14 protein-coding genes are annotated in these 16,372 nt (G+C 70.7%); 13 read left to right on the top strand and 1 reads right to left on the bottom strand.

Features of this window, described 5'->3' with window-relative positions:
- Window positions 1–64: 64 nt before the first annotated feature.
- The 7 genes from BLV24_RS00540 to BLV24_RS00510 all read left to right on the top strand — a co-directional run bounded on the left by BLV24_RS00540 (window position 65) and on the right by BLV24_RS00510 (window position 8,474).
- Window positions 65–865, top strand: a complete 801-nt coding sequence (locus tag BLV24_RS00540) for an IclR family transcriptional regulator domain-containing protein (protein ID WP_143040176.1) — start codon at window positions 65–67, stop codon at window positions 863–865.
- Between the two features lie 194 nt (window positions 866–1,059).
- On the top strand, window positions 1,060–2,229 hold the full coding sequence (locus BLV24_RS00535; protein ID WP_092679201.1) for an ABC transporter substrate-binding protein: 1,170 nt from the start codon (window positions 1,060–1,062) through the stop codon (window positions 2,227–2,229).
- 277 nt (window positions 2,230–2,506) lie between these two features.
- Window positions 2,507–3,373, top strand: a complete 867-nt coding sequence (locus BLV24_RS00530; RefSeq protein ID WP_092679200.1) for a branched-chain amino acid ABC transporter permease — start codon at window positions 2,507–2,509, stop codon at window positions 3,371–3,373.
- Window positions 3,374–3,386: 13 nt separating this feature from the next.
- Complete coding sequence (locus BLV24_RS00525; RefSeq protein WP_092679199.1) at window positions 3,387–5,090, top strand: branched-chain amino acid ABC transporter ATP-binding protein/permease; 1,704 nt, start codon at window positions 3,387–3,389, stop codon at window positions 5,088–5,090.
- Window positions 5,087–5,794, top strand: a complete 708-nt coding sequence (locus tag BLV24_RS00520) for an ABC transporter ATP-binding protein (protein WP_092679198.1) — start codon at window positions 5,087–5,089, stop codon at window positions 5,792–5,794. The genes BLV24_RS00525 and BLV24_RS00520 overlap by 4 nt, the downstream gene beginning before the upstream one ends.
- Window positions 5,795–5,804: 10 nt before the next feature.
- Window positions 5,805–6,845 (top strand): cyclase family protein, encoded by a 1,041-nt coding sequence (locus BLV24_RS00515; protein WP_092679197.1) that lies wholly within the window; start codon window positions 5,805–5,807, stop codon window positions 6,843–6,845.
- A gap of 312 nt (window positions 6,846–7,157) precedes the next feature.
- A complete protein-coding gene (locus BLV24_RS00510; protein WP_092679196.1) occupies window positions 7,158–8,474 on the top strand; it encodes a hypothetical protein in 1,317 nt (438 codons plus the stop codon).
- 103 nt (window positions 8,475–8,577) lie between these two features.
- Here BLV24_RS00510 and BLV24_RS00505 read toward each other — a convergent pair whose 3' ends face one another.
- Complete coding sequence (locus BLV24_RS00505; RefSeq protein ID WP_218133311.1) at window positions 8,578–9,387, bottom strand: IclR family transcriptional regulator; 810 nt, start codon at window positions 9,385–9,387, stop codon at window positions 8,578–8,580.
- 157 nt (window positions 9,388–9,544) lie between these two features.
- Here BLV24_RS00505 and BLV24_RS00500 point away from each other — a divergent pair, with 157 nt between their 5' ends.
- The 6 genes from BLV24_RS00500 to BLV24_RS00475 all read left to right on the top strand — a co-directional run bounded on the left by BLV24_RS00500 (window position 9,545) and on the right by BLV24_RS00475 (window position 16,262).
- A complete protein-coding gene (locus tag BLV24_RS00500; protein ID WP_092679194.1) occupies window positions 9,545–10,693 on the top strand; it encodes an acyl-CoA dehydrogenase family protein in 1,149 nt (382 codons plus the stop codon).
- Between the two features lie 5 nt (window positions 10,694–10,698).
- On the top strand, window positions 10,699–11,748 hold the full coding sequence (locus BLV24_RS22725) for an acyl-CoA dehydrogenase family protein (RefSeq protein ID WP_092679193.1): 1,050 nt from the start codon (window positions 10,699–10,701) through the stop codon (window positions 11,746–11,748).
- Complete coding sequence (locus tag BLV24_RS00490) at window positions 11,745–13,043, top strand: CaiB/BaiF CoA transferase family protein (RefSeq protein WP_092680194.1); 1,299 nt, start codon at window positions 11,745–11,747, stop codon at window positions 13,041–13,043. Before BLV24_RS22725 ends, BLV24_RS00490 begins: the two co-directional genes overlap by 4 nt.
- A gap of 82 nt (window positions 13,044–13,125) precedes the next feature.
- Window positions 13,126–14,157: a TRAP transporter substrate-binding protein gene (locus tag BLV24_RS00485; RefSeq protein WP_176954642.1), complete on the top strand. Its 1,032-nt coding sequence runs from the start codon at window positions 13,126–13,128 to the stop codon at window positions 14,155–14,157.
- Window positions 14,158–14,338: 181 nt separating this feature from the next.
- Window positions 14,339–14,869: a TRAP transporter small permease gene (locus BLV24_RS00480; protein ID WP_092679191.1), complete on the top strand. Its 531-nt coding sequence runs from the start codon at window positions 14,339–14,341 to the stop codon at window positions 14,867–14,869.
- A 106-nt stretch (window positions 14,870–14,975) separates the two neighbouring features.
- Window positions 14,976–16,262: a TRAP transporter large permease gene (locus tag BLV24_RS00475; RefSeq protein ID WP_092679190.1), complete on the top strand. Its 1,287-nt coding sequence runs from the start codon at window positions 14,976–14,978 to the stop codon at window positions 16,260–16,262.
- Window positions 16,263–16,372: the final 110 nt, after the last annotated feature.

The following is a 16,372-nucleotide window of genomic DNA, read 5'->3' as shown; positions in this document are numbered from 1 at the left end:
CTTCCTCCGCCCGCGCCTGTCCCCAGGCGCGGGCGGTTTGTGTTTGCGAGGGAGGATCAACGGCTTGCAGGACGAAGCGGCGCCCGCCAAACGGCGAGACCCCGACCATGTGGAGGCGCTGGCCCGCGGGCTGGAGGTGCTGGGCGCGCTCGCCGACGCCTCGCATGACGACCGCCGCGGCCGGTTGACCCTGACCGAGGTCGCCGCCGCCGTCGGGCTGAGCCGCGGCACCGCGCGGCGGCTGCTGCTGACCCTGCGCGGGCGGGGCTTCGCGGATACGGACGGCAAGCGGTTCTGGCTGACGCCCAAGGTCCTGAACTTCTCCAACGGCTATCTCGAACGGCTGGGGCTGGGGGACGCCTCCGCCGCCCTTTTGCGCCGGCTGAGCGAGGAGATGGACGAGACCGTCTCTATCGGCGTGCTGGACGGGGGCGACGTGGTCTATGTCGCGCGCGTCGAGGTCCGCCGCATCTACGCCGAGCGGCTGGCGGTGGGCGCGCGCCTGCCCGCCGCCTGCTCGGCCGTGGGGCGGGTGCTGCTGGCGCGGCTGTCGCCGGACGCGCTGGACCGCTGGCTGGACGCCCATCCCCCGCCGGCGATGACCCCGCGCACCTTGGTCGATCCCGCCGCCCTGCGCGCCGAACTGGACCGGGTGCGGGCCGAGGAATGCGCCCTGATCGACGAGGAGATGCAGATCGGCATCCGCTCCTGCGCCGTGCCGATTCTGGGGCGCGGGGGCCGGGTGGTGGCGGGGCTGGCGGCCTCGGTCTCCTCCGCCCGGGCCGAGCCTGCGCGGTTGCGCGACACGCTGATCCCCGCTCTGCGCAAGATATCCCCGGAGCTTTCCGCCAGCATGGACTGGTAGGGCGCGGCGGTTCGGCGCCGCGCGCGGACGCGCGTCGCGGGTCTCTCAGGGGCCTGCCAGGAACCTGCCAGGGGCGCGCGGGCGCAAATCTCCTGTTGACTCCCCCCGCCCGGATGCGCCCTGATATGCGGACAATTGTCCGACATACGGACAGACAGGGGCCGCCGCAGACGGCCCGACAGGGAGGATCACCGATGAAACGACGCTCAGTCATGTCCTGGCTGGCCGCGGGCGCCCTGACGCTCGGCGGCCTCTCCGCCGCCCCGCACGCCGCCCGCGCCGCCGACGCCCCCAACGACCCCGAGGTCTTCCGCTTCGGCGCCATCCTCGCCATGTCCGGCAAGGCCGACTGGTATGGCAAGGTGATGAGCCAGGCGGTCCTGCAGGCGGTCGAGGAGATCAACGCCGCCGGCGGCATCGACGGCATCCCGATGGAAGCCATCATCGAGGACCACAAGTCCGGCGTCGCCAAGGAAGGCGTGTCGGCGATGACCCGCCTGATCAACATTCACGGCGTGCAGGCGGTGCTGACCTCGTTCTCCCCGCCGACGCTGGCCATCGCGCCGATCGCCGACGAAAAGGGCATCCTGCTGCTCAACGGCGGCGGCGTCTCGGCGGCGCTGATCGGGGCCTCCAAGCACCTGTTCCACAACCGCTCGCTCGCCGCCGATCTGGGCGCCGCGGCGGCGGCTCATGCCAGGGATCTGGGGCTGGAGAAGATGGCCCAGATCGCGTGGAAGTCGGACGCGGGCGAAAGCATCGTCAACGCCGTCGACCCGATGTGGAAGGATGGCGGCGGCTCCATCGGGGCGACCGAATACATGGAGGTCGGCGCCGCCAACATCGACACCCAGGTCGCCAAGATCCGCGCCTCGAAGCCCGACTGGGTGGCGCTGTGGCTGTTCTCTCCCGATCCGGGGCTGGCCCTGAAGCGGCTGCGCGAGTTCGGCGTGAAGGCGCCGATCATCGGCATCGAGTACAACCAGGACATCCAGTCGGTGGCCGGCAAGTATTCCGAGGGCTACGAGTACACCTCCGACTACTTCACCCCGTCGGATGACTGGGCCAAGTCCTTCGCCGCCGGCTACGAAGAGCGCTACGGCGAGGCTCCGGAGTTCTACGCGGCCAACTACTACGAGGACGTCTACGTGCTCGCCGAGGCCATCAAGCGCGCCCGGGCCAAGGGCGGCGACTACTGGAAGGGCGACAAGCTGTCGGCCGAGATCAAGGCCAACCCGACCTTCAAGTCGGTCTATGGCGGCGAGATGACCTATCAGGACAACGGCGTCGCCAAGAAGCGCGTGGCCCTGTTCAAGGTCGAGGGCGGCGAGAGCCAGTTCGTCAAGTACATCTCCCGCGACTGATCCGGACCCCACGCCGGAAATCCGGGAGGGAAGGGGCGCCCCCCGAGCGCCCCTTCCGCAGTCCCCCCCGGCTCCGGCCCCGGCTTAGGCTCCGGCCCCGAACGCCGCGTCCCGCGCGACGCGACGCCGGCGCCCCTGCTTCCCCCGACCGGGCGCCTTCGCGCCGCTTGCCGACGCCGCGCGGCCTGACCGCGCGCGTCCCCAACCCGGCCCGACCCAACCCGGCCCGCCCCGACCCGCTCCACCCCCGACCCGATCTCCGGAAGGCCTTCCCCGCATGGACCTGCTGCTGCAACTGTTCGTCAACGGCGTCATCAACGGCGCGCATTACGCGCTGCTGGGCGTCGGGTTCGGACTGATCTTCGCCACCACCCGCATCGTGCATTTCGCCTACGGTCCGGTCTTCACCTTCGCCGCCTATGTGGCCTGGGGGGTTTCGGGCGGGCTCGGCCTGCCGATCTGGCTGGGCCTGATCGCCGCCATCGCCTGCGCGGTGGGGCTGGGGCTGCTGAGCTACCTCGCGCTGTATCGCCCGCTGGAGGTCAACCGCGCGCCGCCGCTGGCGCCGCTGATCGCGTCGCTGGGGCTCTATATCGTGCTGGAGAACCTGGTGGGCATCCTCTTCGGCACCGGCGTCCGGGTCGTGGACCTGGATTACGGCATCTATTTCCTCGGGCCGGTGTTCTTCACCTCGATCCACCTGTGGCAGGTCGGCTCCTTCGTGATCCTCGCCGGCGGGCTGGCGCTGTTCCTGCGGCGCACCCGCTACGGCAAGGCGATCCTGGCGATGACCGATGACCCGGACATGGCGCGGATCATCGGCATCGACACCTTCAAGATCACGCTGCTGGTCTTCGCCATCGGCTCGATGCTCTCGGCCGTGCCGGCCACGCTGATCCTGCTCAAGGACGGCGCCTCGACCCATATGGGCTTCGCCGCCGTCTTCATGGGCTTCGTGGCGGTGATCGTGGGGGGCGTCGGCTCGCTCCGCGGCGCCGCCGCCGGGGGGATGCTGCTGGGCCTGGTCGAGAGCCTCGGGCTCTGGCAGATCCCGACCGAGTGGCAGCAGTCCATCGCCTTCGTGGTGCTTTACGCGATGATCCTGATCAGGCCCGAGGGCCTGTTCTCGATGGCGCGGCGCTGAGGGAGCTGGAAGCATGGAATACGTCCTCCACGTCCTCGCGATGTTCTGCCTCTATTCGATCCTCGCGACCTCGTTCAACCTGCTGGTCGGCTTCGGCGGCCTGTTCGCCCTGTCCCAGGCCGCGCTCTATGCGCTGGGCGCCTACGCCACCGCCATCGGGGCCGGCACGCTGGGCCTGCCCTTCCCGATCCCGCTGATCATGTCGGTCGTCGTGGCCGCGGTCATGTCGGCGCTGATCGCCATTCCCGCGCTGCGGGTCTCGGGCCACTACCTGGTGGTGGTCTCGCTCGCCCTCCAGATCATCGTCCTTCAGGTGGCGCTGAACTGGAAGGGGCTGACCGGCGGCACCGACGGCATCTCCGGCATCCCGCAATACACCTTCTTCGGGATCCGCATCGACACGCCCGGATCCTTCCTGGTGGTGGCCGCCATCGCCGCCGTCGCCTGCTTCTGGGTGTGCCGGCGCCTGACCCGGTCCCCCTTCGGCCGGGCCCTGCGCGCCATGCGCGAGAACGAGGCCGCGGCCCAGGCGGTGGGTAAGAACATCCTCTACATGAAGGTCACGGTCTTCGCGGTCTCCGCCGGGCTGGCCGCCGTGGCGGGCTCGCTCTTCGCCCGCTACTTCACCTATGTCGGCGCCGACAGCTTCACCATCGACGAAACCATCTACATTCTCGCCATGGTGATCCTGGGCGGGGCCGGGAACCTCTGGGGCTCGATCCTCGGGGCCGCGATCCTGGTGATCCTGCCCGAGGCGCTGAAATTCGCCCCCCTGCCCGTGGACATCGCCGACAAGCTGCGCCTGATCGCCTATGGCCTGGTGCTGATGGTGATCCTGCGCTTCCGGCCCGAGGGCCTGCTGCCGGAACCGCGGGGCAAGAAGGCGATGTTCGTGCCCGTGGACGCGGAGGGCGGCAAGGGCGACGCCGAGGCCCTGTTCGAGGGCGGCGCGGGAGAGCCCGGCTCGGTCACGCTGGAAGGCCGCGCGCTGAAGAAGACCTTCGGGGGCATCACCGCGATCTCCGACTTCTCCATCGAGCTGAAGAAGGGGCGCATCACCGGCCTGCTGGGCCCCAACGGCGCCGGCAAGACCACCGCCTTCAACCTGCTCACGGGGTTCCTGCGCCCCACCGCCGGCGAAATCCGGCTGCACGGCAAGGCCATCGGCGCGAAGAAGCCGCATGAGCTGGTCGGCGCCGGCGTCGCCCGGTCCTTCCAGGACCTGCGGCTCTTCACCAAGATGACGGTGATCGAGAACGTCGTCGTCGCCCTGCCCCGCCAGTCCGGCGACAGCCTCGCCTCCGTCTTCCTGCGCCCGCTGAAGGTGCGGGAGGAGGAGCGCGCCAACGCCGCCCGCGCCATGGAGATCCTGCGCTTCGTGGAGCTGGACAAGAAGGCCCACGAAACCGCCGAGGACCTGTCCTACGCCGAGGAGAAGCTGCTCGTCGTCGCCCGCCTGCTGGCCACCGGCGCCGAGGTGCTGCTGTTCGACGAGCCCATGTCCGGGCTCGACCAGACCACCTTGCAGGAGATCTTCCCGGTGATCCGCAAGCTCGCGGCCAACGGAAAGACCGTCTGCATCATCGAGCACAATCTCGATGTCATCAAAGAGCTCTGCGACACGGTCTATTTCCTCGACGAGGGCCGCGCCATGGCGACCGGCACGCCGGAAGCCCTGATGAACGACCCCGAGCTGGCCGCGAGGTATTTCAAATGACCGCCATCCTCGAAACCCGCGCTCTCGTCTCCGGCTATGGCAAGAAACGGGCCGTGCACGGCGTGGACCTGGCGCTGAACGCCGGCGAGATCCTGCTGGTGCTCGGCCATAACGGCGCCGGCAAGACCACGCTCATGTCCACCATCTTCGGCCTGATCCGGCCGATGGAGGGACAGGTGCTGCTGGAGGGCGCCGACATCTCCGGCCGCACGCCCGCCGCCAACGTGGCCGACGGCATCGCCTATGTCCCGCAGGGCCACGGCATCTTCAAGACGCTGACCGTGCGGGACAATCTGGAGCTGGGCGCGTTCTCGGAGACCGACGCCGCCAGGACGCGGGAGCGGCTGGAGCAGGTGTTCTCACTCTTCCCCATCCTCAAGGAGCGTGCGGGCCAGGTGGCGGGCACCTTCTCGGGCGGGCAGCAGCAGATGCTGGCCATCGGCATGGCGCTGATGCACGGGCCGCGGGTTCTGATCCTCGACGAGCCCTCCATCGGGCTGGCGCCCAACCTGGTGGAGCGGGTGATGGAGGCGATCAAGACCATCAACCGCGACCTCGGCGCCTCGATCCTGATGGTGGAGCAGAACGTGAAGCTGTCCCTGCCCGTGGCCGACCGGGCCATGGTCATCAAGACCGGCGCGGTGGTCTACGAGGGCGCGCCCGAGCCGCTCAACGACCATGTCCGCCTGATGACCCTGTTCTGAGGAGGCCCCCATGACGAAACGCTGGAAGAACCGGCCCGAGGGCTCGACCTGGGGCGATTTCGGGGAGGACGACCAGACCGGCCGCCTCGCCCTGCTGACGCCCGAGCGGGTGCGCCGCGCGGCGGCCGAGATCCATGACGGCCGGTCCTGGTGCCTGTCCCTGCCGCTGGATTTCCCCGGCGGGAACAAGCTGAACGAGCGGCGCCACCCGCCGCGCCTCTTCGCCACCGTCACCGCCAAGGGGCAGCCCTGGTTCAACCAGCCGCTCAACGTCAACGGCCCGGATTTCACCGACGTGGTGTCCGACGACGCGGTGCTGCTGCATTGCCAGTATTCGACCCAGTGGGACGCGCTGGCCCATGTCGGGGGCCTGTTCGACGCCGACGGCGACGGGGAACCGGAGCGGGTCTATTACAACGGCTGGCGGGCCGAGGAGCATATCTTCGCCCCCGCCAACACCCATGGCCATGACTGTTCGGACTTCGAAGGCTCCCACGCCGACCGGCTGGGGATCGAGAACATGGCCGCGACCGGCGTGCAGGGCCGCGGCGTGATGATCGACCTGCGCCACCACCTGGGCGATGCGCGGACCTATGTGGGTTACGATGACCTGATGCGGGTGATGGAGGCCGACGGCGCGGAGGTGGAGGAAGGCGACATGGTCTGCTTCCACACCGGCTGGGCGCAAAGGGTGCTGGAGATGGACCGCGACCCCTCGGTCGAGATCCTGCACGACGCCTGCGCGGTGCTCGACGGGCGCGACGCGAAGCTGCTGAACTGGGTGACGGATTCCGGCGCCGCGGTGCTGATCGCGGACAATTACGCGGTGGAGGGGCATCCCTCCCGCCCCGGCGAGGGCAAGCACGCGGTGCTGCCCCTGCATGAGCACTGCCTGTTCAAGCTCGGCGTGCATCTGGGCGAGCTGTGGCACCTGACGCCGCTGGCCGCGCATCTGCGGGCGGCGGGACGGACGCGCTTCTTCCTGACCGCGCCGCCGCTGCGGCTGCCCGGCGCGGTGGGCTCTCCGCTGACGCCGGTGGCGACGACCTGACCCGCGGGCGGGCCGCCTGCGCGCGCCTCGCCCCCCCCTTGCATCCGCCCGGGCGCCGCAAGCCGCGCGCCTGCGGATCCGACCCGCGCGATCCTGTGCGCGCGCGCCTGGCGCCCCCTTCCCCCGTCGTGACGGCGGGAGCGGGGGGCGCGCCCTTTTGCTGCGGCGCCAAATGTCCATCTGGACAGGGCGTCGCCGCGGGCGCTACGCCGGACCTCGCCCCCCTCAGCGGCCCCGAGGTTCCAAGGACTTGCGCAGCATGGCCCCCATATCCCGTCCCCGCCCCGACGCCATCCGCCCGGCCGGCGCGCGATGAGCGGCGCGGCCTCCGCCCGCCGCGACGTGCTGGCCTTCGGGATCATCCGAGGCGCGAGCTCGGTGGTCTCCTTCTTCGGCGCCTTCTATCTGATCGGCATCGGCGAGGCGAAATCCTACGGCCTCTACCTCGCCGGCTTCAGCCTGGCGGTGATCATCAACGTCTTCACCCGTTTCGGCGCCGATCACACCATGCTGCGCCTGTCGCGCACCGCGGGGCTCGCCGGCGGGCGCGAGGGCGCGTCGTTGCGCGCGCGGGTGTTCAAGACCTGGATCGTGCTGTGGGCGCCCTGCATGGCGGCGGCGACGGCGGCCTGGGCGGCGGGCGCGCCCTACGGGATCGCGATTTTCAGCGGGGTTCTGATCTCCGCCGCCGTGGTCGCGGGGCGCTACCTTCGGGCCTGCCTGCGCACCCGCCCGGCGCCGCTTTACGAGCCGCCCTTCATGCATCTGTTCGGCGTCGGGCTGCTGTGCCTCGGCGCCACGCCGGAAATGGCGCTGGGGCTGGGCGCGGGGCTGTGGGTGGCGCTCTGCGCGGCGATATTCGTGCGCACCATGGGACGCGCGGCGCCCGGGCGCATCCTGCGCGCGCCCGTGTTTCTTCGGATGCGGCCCGGGCGGCTGGGCTCGGTCTATTTCAGCTACTCCATGGAAGCGGCCTTCACCAACGGCATCAACCTGCTGATCCAGGCGCTTTACGGCCCCGTCGCGCTGGCCGTGTTCAACACCATCATGAAGCTCAATTTCGTCACCGAGCAGAGCCAGCAGTTCCAGCGGATCTTCCGCGTGGGAACCGGGCGCGGCGGGGCGGCGAAGCCGGGGGCGGCTGCGGAAAAGACGGAGGCCAGGGCCGGGGGCGGCGGCTTGAAAGGCAGGATCAAGGCCTTCCTCAACAAGCTCGACCGGGGGCGGCGGGACATCGGCTCCGGCCCGGTGGAGATCGCCTTCTTCTCCATCGCCTCGGCGGTGGGCAACCTCGCCATCATGATCCTGCTGCTGCGCCACAACTTCACGACGGTCCCGCCCGAGCTGTTCTATGTCCTGCTCGTGATCCTTCAGACGCTGTCGCTGGCGGCGGGTCCGGCGATGTTCGCGATCCTGCTGTTCCGGTCGCTGGTGGTGGCCAACCTGCTGCGCATCGCCTTCATCGCGTCCTTCGTGGTGTTCCTGCTGGTCGCGCCCGATGCGCCGGAGCTCTGGGCGCTGGGCAATATCGGATTGCTGGCGATCGTGCGCTATGTCGCGCTGTGGTACTGGAAACGCAGCGCGCCGAAAGCGGGCGCGGCGGAGGCGAAGCCGGCCTCGCGCGACTGACGCGGGCCGACCGGGGCCCCATCGCCGACCGGGACCCGGAGCGGGACGCGTTCCCGGACAGAAGCGGCGCGGCGCAGGCCGAAGGGGCCCGCGCCGCGCGCCCTCACTCCGCCGCCTGGAGGAAATCGGCGACCCCGGCGCGCATCGACGCGACCAGCTGATCCTCGTCGCGCTCCAGCTCCTCCTGCAGCCCGCCGAAGGCCAGCGCCAGCGGGCGCCCGGCCGCGTCCACCCCCTCGGGCAGCCGCAGCGCGATGGCGCCGGCGCCCTGGGTCACCAGGCCCCGCGACAGGAAATGCCCCTTGCGCCGGGCGCGCTCCACATTGGCCACGACGTCGTCCGAGCGGGCGTGAAAGCCCGGTATCTCGGCCGCCGTGCGCCGGGTCAGCGCGCGGATCTCGGCGTCCTCCATCCCCGTCATCAGGGTGAAGCCCGCCGCCGACCACACCAGCAGCCGCCGCGCCCCGATGGTGATGTGAAAGCGCATCGTCGAGGTCGAGGACACCGTGTAGATATACTGCGCGAAGATCCCGCTGCGCGCCGCCACGAAGCTGGTCTTGCCGGTCTCCGCGGTCAGCCGCTCCATCATCCGGGTCAGGCGCCCGTCGCGGATCGGGCCGCCGTCAAGCCACGCGCCCAGCAGCGACACCCGCGGCGAGGGCAGGAACGTGCGCGTCGCGTGGTCGTAGTCGAGATAGCCCAGGTCGCGCAGGCTGCGCATCAGGATCGACGTCGAGGATTGCGGCATCCCCAGCGCCTCGGAGATCTCGGTGGCGCGCGCGGGGCGGCGCACATCCTCGAAGAACTCCAATACCTGCAACACCCTGCCCGCCGACTTCACCGCGCCCGCGCTGCGCGGAACCGGGTCGGGGGCGGAGACCATCTGAGCGTCGTGCAGGCGTGTCGAGCGCATGTTCCTCCACCGTTCTTTTCACATCCATGATTTTAGTAATCATACATGTGGACACGCATTGCAAGCCGGGCCGATGCGCGGTCTCTTTCCCGGGAAGGACGCGCCCTGAAAACGGAGCTTCAGACCCCGTCGCGGCGCGCCCCGGGAGGAACAAGACATGCAGACTTTCCGGTTCGCGGGCGCACGCCTGCCGGCCGAGGCCGAGGCCGCGCGCGCCGATGTGCGCGCCTTTCTGGCGAAGGATCGCGAGATCGGCGGCTGGGAGCCCCACCGCACCACCTGGACGAGCTTCGACGCCGCGTTCTCGGCCCGCGCCGGCGCCGCCGGCTTCATCGCCACCGGCTTTCCCGAGGCATATGGCGGCAAGGGCGCCCCGATGCTGGTCCGCTTCGCCATCGCCGAGGAGATGCTGGCCGCCGGCGCTCCCTGCGGCGCGCATTGGGTGGCGGAACGCCAGTCCGGCCCGCAGATCCTGCGCCACGGCTCGGCCCGCGCGAAGGCCGAGATCCTGCCCCGCATCGCCGCCGGCGACTGCTTTTTCGGGATCGGGATGTCGGAGCCGGGCTCGGGCTCCGACCTCGCGGCGGTGCGGACGCGGGCGGTGCGGGACGGGGACGGGTGGCGGATCAACGGCGCCAAGATCTGGACCTCGAACGCCCATCGCGCCCATTACCTGATCGCGCTGGTGCGCACCGGGGACGCCGGCGCCAGCCGCCATGCGGGGCTGACCCAGTTCGTCATCGACCTCTCGGCCCCCGGCGTGACCACGCGGCCGATTCATGACCTCGCGGGGAACCACGAGTTCAACGAGGTATTCTTCGACGACTTCTTCGTGCCCGACGACATGCGGGTGGGCGGCGAGGGCGACGGCTGGTCGATGGTCACCGCCGAGCTGGCCTTCGAGCGCGCGGGCCCGGACCGCTACCTGTCGGACATCCGCCTGCTGGTGAGCCTGATCGACGAGATCGGGGCCGAGCCCGACCGCATGGAAGCCGCCGAGATCGGGCGCATGACCGCGCATCTGGCGGCGCTGCGGCGCATGTCGGCCTCGGTCAGCTCGATGCTTGACGAGGGCGCCTCGCCGGTCACGCAGGCGGCGCTGGTCAAGGACGTGGGCACGGGGTTCGAGCGCATGGTTCCCGAGACCGCGCGCCGCATCCGCCGGACCGAGCCTGGCCCCGACGCGCCCGGCGACTACGCCCAGAGCCTCGCGGAGACCGTGCTCCGCGCCCCTTCCTTCACGCTGCGCGGCGGCACGCAGGAAATCCTGCGCGGCATGATCGCCCGCGGCCTCGGCCTGAGATGACCCGCATGATGGACGCCCCCGATATCGCCCCTGATGCCGAAGACCTCGGCGCCGTGGTGGCCGAGCAGGCCGCGCGCCTGTTCGAGCGCCGGGTGGACCGCGACACGCTCGCCGCCGCCGATCGCGGGGAATGGCAGGCGGAACTCTGGGCGGCGGTGGAGGAAGCGGGACTGCCGCTGGCCCTTCTGGACGAGGATGCGGGCGGCGTGGGGCTCCCCCCCGTGGCGGCCTTCGGGCTGATCCGCCTCGCCGCCCGTCACGCGGCTCCGGTTCCGCTGGGGGAGACGATGGTCGCCGCCGCGCTCTGGGGCGCGCCTCTGGAGGGGCCGGCGACGCTGGCCCCGGGGACCGCGCCCGACGGGCATGGACGGCTGGCCCGGCTGGCCTTCGGGCGCGACGCCGCCCAGGCGCTGGTCCATGCGGGCGGGTCGCGCGCGGCGCTGATTCCGCTGGCGGGCCGCAGGCTCGTCCATGACCGCAGCCTGGCGAACGAGCCGCGGGATGCGCTGGAGCTTTCCGGCCTGCCCGCCGACGCCATCCGCGAGGTTCCGGGGCTCGGCCCCGACGGGTTCGCCCCCCATGGCGCCCTGATCCGCGCCGCCCAGATGAGCGGCGCCATGGACCGCGCGCTGGAGATGGCGGTGGCCTACGCCAACGAGCGCGAGCAGTTCGGCCGCCCCATCGCGAAATTCCAGGCCATCCAGCAGATGCTGGCCGAAGCCGCCGGCCATGTCGCCGCCGCCTCCGCCATCGTGGACATGGCCGCCGAGGCCTGGGGGACCGAGGATTTCGACTTCGCCGCCGGCCTCGCCAAGTCGCGGACCGGGGAGGCGGCCGGCCGGGTCTCCGCCATCGTCCACCAGGTCCATGCCGCGATGGGATTCACCCAGGAGCACGGGCTGCATTTCCTGACCCGGCGCCTGTGGTCCTGGCGCGAGGAGTTCGGCGCCGAAAGCTGGTGGGAGGAACGGATCGGCCGCCGCATCTGCGCCGCGGGGGGCGAGGCGCTGTGGCCCGCCATCGTCGACGTCACCGCCGCGGGGGCCCGCGCATGAGCCCTGTGGAAACGCCCGCGCCCTTCGCCGGGCCGCTCGTCGGCGTGCGGGTGGTGGACCTGACCAACGTCATCATGGGGCCCTTCGCGACCCATATCCTCGCCGACATGGGCGCCGACGTCATCAAGGTGGAAAGCGCCGAGGGCGACTCCATCCGCACCGGCCGGCCCAGCCGCAGCCCCGGCATGTCCGGCAATTTCCTGCATCTCAACCGCAACAAGCGCTCGGTGGTGCTGGACCTGAAGTCGGAGGCGGGCATGGAGGCGATGCGGAGGCTGGCGGCCTCGGCCGACGTCTTCGTCCACGCGCTGCGCCCCAGGGCGATCCGCAAGCTGGGGCTGGATTACGAAAGCGTCCGCGCGATCAACCCCGACATCGTGCATTGCGGGGCCTACGGCTTCTCCGCCGCCGGGCCCTATGCGGACAAGGCGGCCTATGACGACATCATCCAGGCGGGCTCCGGCTTCGCGGCCTTCGCGGCCGAGCGGGACGGGGCGCCCTCCTACGCGCCCACGGTGATCTGCGACAAGCTCGCCGGCCAGGCCATCGCCTATGCGGTGATCGCCGCGCTGTTCGCCCGCGAACGCGGCGCCGGCGGCCAGGCGGTCGAGGTGCCGATGTTCGAGACCGCCATCGAGTTCATGCTGCTGGAGCATCTGGGCGGCTTCGGCTTCGAGCCGGCGCTGGAGAAACCCGGCTACCGACGGCTGCTGAACGCCTGGCGCAGACCCTTCGCCACCGCCGACGGGCATTGCTGCATCCTGCCCTATTCGGACGCCAACTGGCGGGATTTCCTGACCGAGGCCGGACATGCCGAGCTGGTGAGCGATCCGCGCTTCGCCACCCTGCCCGACCGGGTCGCGCATATCGAAGTGCTCTACGAAATCATCGACCGGACCGCGCCGACCCGGACCAACGCCGAATGGGTGGCCTTCTGCGATGCGGCCTCGATCCCCTGCATGCCGGTGATCGCGCTGGAGGATCTGCCCGACGATCCGCATGTGAAAGCCGTCGGCCTGTTCGCCACGGCGGAGCATCCGACCGAGGGGGCCTATCGCTCGATCCGCCCGCCGGTGACGTTTTCCGGCGCGCCCTGGACCCTGCGCCGCCACGCGCCGCGCCATGGCGAGCACACGGCGGAGGTGCTGGCGGAACTCGGGCTCGGCCCCGCGGCGCGATCCGAAACCGCGCCCGACGCGCCCGCTCCCGCCCCCGATGCGCCCGCGCCCACCCCCGATGCGAGCGCCACCGCGCCCGCGCCCGCGACAAGACCCGTCCCCCGGCCCGTCGGCTGACATGCCGGCGCCGCCGACGGCGCATCAGAACGCCGCGGAGGCCGCCGGACGGACCCTGAAAAACCAACCTGGAGGAACCCCCATGAAAAGAAGAACCTTCCTGAAAGGCGCCGCCTCGACCGCCGCCGCGGCCAGCGTCTTCGCCATCGGCGGCCGCGCCCGCGCCGCCGAGTTCACCCTGCGCGCCGCCGACAGCTATCCGACCACGCATTCGTCCTCGCTCAACACCCGCGAATGGATCAAGCGCGTGGACGAGCTGACCGAGGGGCGGGTGCAGATCGACTACTACCCCGCCGAGCAGCTGGCCAAGGCCGCCGACCTGCTCGACGCCTGCCAGAACGGCATCGCGGATGTGGTCTACGCGGCGCCGCTCTATATCTCGGACCGGCTGCCGCTCTCGACCGTGGCCGCGCTGCCGCTGGTCGGCAACGTGACCGAGCGCAAGGGCCTGCACGACGCCTGGCATACCCTGCTGTTCGATACGCTCAACGAGATCGAATACGCGCCCCAGGGCGTGCGGGTCATCCGGTCGGGCACCACGCCCGCCTACCAGCTGATGATGCGCGGCGACAAGGTGATGAGCCTCGACGACCTGAAGGGGCGCAAGATCCGGTCCTCGGGCGGGGTGCAGGAGCGCTCGGTCGAGATGCTGGGCGCCATCGCCACCGGCATCCCCGCGCCCGACCTCTACGCCGCCATCCAGCGCGGCACCGTGGACGGGGCGCTGTTCAACCTGCCGACCGCCTCGGGCTACCGGCTGGAGGAGCAGCTGAGCTGGTCGACCGACAACCTCAATCTCGGCCTGTTCCCCACCACCAACGTGATCAACGAGCGCGTGTGGGAAGGCCTGCCCGAGGACATCCAGCAGGCGCTGGTGCAGGCGGGCGAGGATACCGTCCCGCTGCTCTGGGAAGAGGACGTGAAGCGGCAGGCGGCCTTCAAGGCGGCGCTGGAGAAGAAGGGCGGCGGCTTCTATTCGCTCCCCGACGAGGAGCGCGCGGTCTGGGCGGGCAAGCTGGCCCCGGTGCGCGACGACTGGGAGGCGAGCCTCCAGAAGCTGGACAAGCCCGCCGAGATGGTCGCCGCCAAGTGGGAGGAGCTGGTCACGGCCTGAGGCCGGGACCCGCGCGCCCCGTCCTTCGCGGGCGGGTCCGCGGCGCCCTCCGCCTTTCCCCGGCGTCCGGCCGGGGGGATGCGGGCGCCGGGGGCCGCCCGCGAAGGCGGCGGGGCGTTCCCGCGCGGCGGGCCGGGGGGCCGGCCGCGCTTCGCTCACTCGATCCAGGAAACCGATCCGAATGCACGCCATAGACCGGGCGATCACCGCCATCGAAACCTTCTTCGGCTGGTTCGCCAAGCTGGCGCTGGTCGCCATGATGCTGCTGGTCTGCGCCGACGCGGGCGGGCGCTACCTGTTCGCCCACCCGGTGCCCGGGGTCTACGAGATCACCGAGTTCTACCTGATGGTGGCGCTGATCTTCCTCAGCTTCGCGATGACCCAGCGGGTCGGCGGGCATGTGCGCGCCGACGTGTTCTTCGACCTGTTCCCGATCCGGGTGCAGAAGACGCTGGAGGTGATCTACCTGCTCGCCGCCCTGGTGCTGTTCGCGCTGATCGCCTGGGCGGCCACGCGGACCTCGATCAACAATTTCGAGGCCAACCGCTGGACCACCGGCGTCGTGCCGATCCCCACCGGGCCCTCCTGGGCGATCGCCGCCCTGGGGGCGTGGGTGTTCTGCCTGCGCCTGGGGCTGCAGGCGGCGCTGATCCTGCGCGGCGGCGACATCGCCGGACGCGGGGCGGATGCGCCGGAGATCCACGATGTCTGACGCGCGCTGAGCGCCGGGCCGCCCGGCCCCCACCCCACGCCCCCGCCGCGCCGCGCCCCTGACGGGCGCGCCGGGCCATGTTCCGACTTCATCGCAGGACCCGCCGATGCTCGCCGCCGCCGTTCTCATTCTCCTGCTCGTCCTGATCGCGCTGGGCATGCCCATCGCCTTCGCGCTGGGCGTCACCGGCGCGCTGGGCGTGCTCAGCCAGATCGGCTTCACGCCGATGCTGGGGGTGTTGCAGACCACGCCCTACCGCACCGCCGCGCATTTCCTGCTGTCCACGGTGCCGCTGTTCATCCTGATGGCGGAACTGCTGGCCCGCGGCTCGGTGGTGCGCGACCTCTACCGGCTGGCCTATCTGTGCCTGGGCCATATCCGCGGCGGCCTCGCCATGGCCGCCATCGCGGCCAATGTCGGCTTCGCGGTGCTGTCGGGGTCGTCCACCGCCGCCGCCGCGGCCATGTCGCGGATCTCGATGCCCGAGATGCGCCGCTACGGCTATGACGAGAGCTTCGCGCTGGGCGTCATCGCCATCGGCGGCACGCTGTCGATCATGATCCCGCCCAGCCTGGCGCTGATCCTGTTCGGGGTGTTGACCGAGACCTCGATCGGCAAGCTGTTCCTGGCCGGCATCATCCCCGGCCTGATCACCGTGGCGGGCTACCTGATCGTCATCCAGATCCTCGTGCGCCGCCGGCCCGAGATCGCGCCGGCCACCGAGCGTTTTCCGATGAAGGCGCGGATGGAGGCCCTGCCCCGCGTCTGGCCGGCGCTGGTGCTGGTGTTCCTGGTGCTGGGCGGGATCTATTCCGGCGCCATCACCGCGACCGAGGCCGCGGCGGTCGGCGCGCTGGGGGCGCTGGTGATCTCCACCCTGATCGGGGGGCTGCGCTGGGCGGGCATGAACGACGCCCTGACCGCCACCCTGCGCGCGACCTGCATGATCTTCACCATCATCATCGGCGCGATGATCTTCGGCTATTTCCTGGCCATCGCGCAGATCCCCCAGACCCTGGTGGAGGCCGTCGGCGACCTGCCCCTGCCGCGCTGGGGCGTGATGCTGGTGATCATCGGCATCTACATCGTGCTGGGCTTCTTCATCGACCAGATCGCCATCACCATCCTGACCTTGCCGCTGACCTTCCCGCTGGTGATGAGCCTGGGCTACGACCCGATCTGGTTCGGCATCATCATGACCAAGACCGCCGAGATCGGGCTGGTGACGCCGCCTCTGGGCATGAACGTCTTCGTCGCCTGCGGGGCGGCGGGATCGCGGATCGAGAACGGGTTCCGCGGCGTCGCGCCCTTCATCCTGGGCGAGATCGTGGTGATCGGGCTGCTGTTCCTGGTGCCCGAACTCAGCACCTGGCTGCCCTCACTGATGGACTGAGACCGACGGGTGGACTGAGACGAACGGGGCCGCCGCGCTCCGACGCCCGCGGGCCACGGCCCGGGACCCGTTCGTCACGCGCGCCGCGCAAGGGGGCCTCCGACATTGCT

Source organism: Albimonas donghaensis (assembly GCF_900106695.1).
GTDB lineage: Bacteria > Pseudomonadota > Alphaproteobacteria > Rhodobacterales > Rhodobacteraceae > Albimonas > Albimonas donghaensis.
This window is presented reverse-complemented; position numbering and strand designations above follow the sequence as displayed.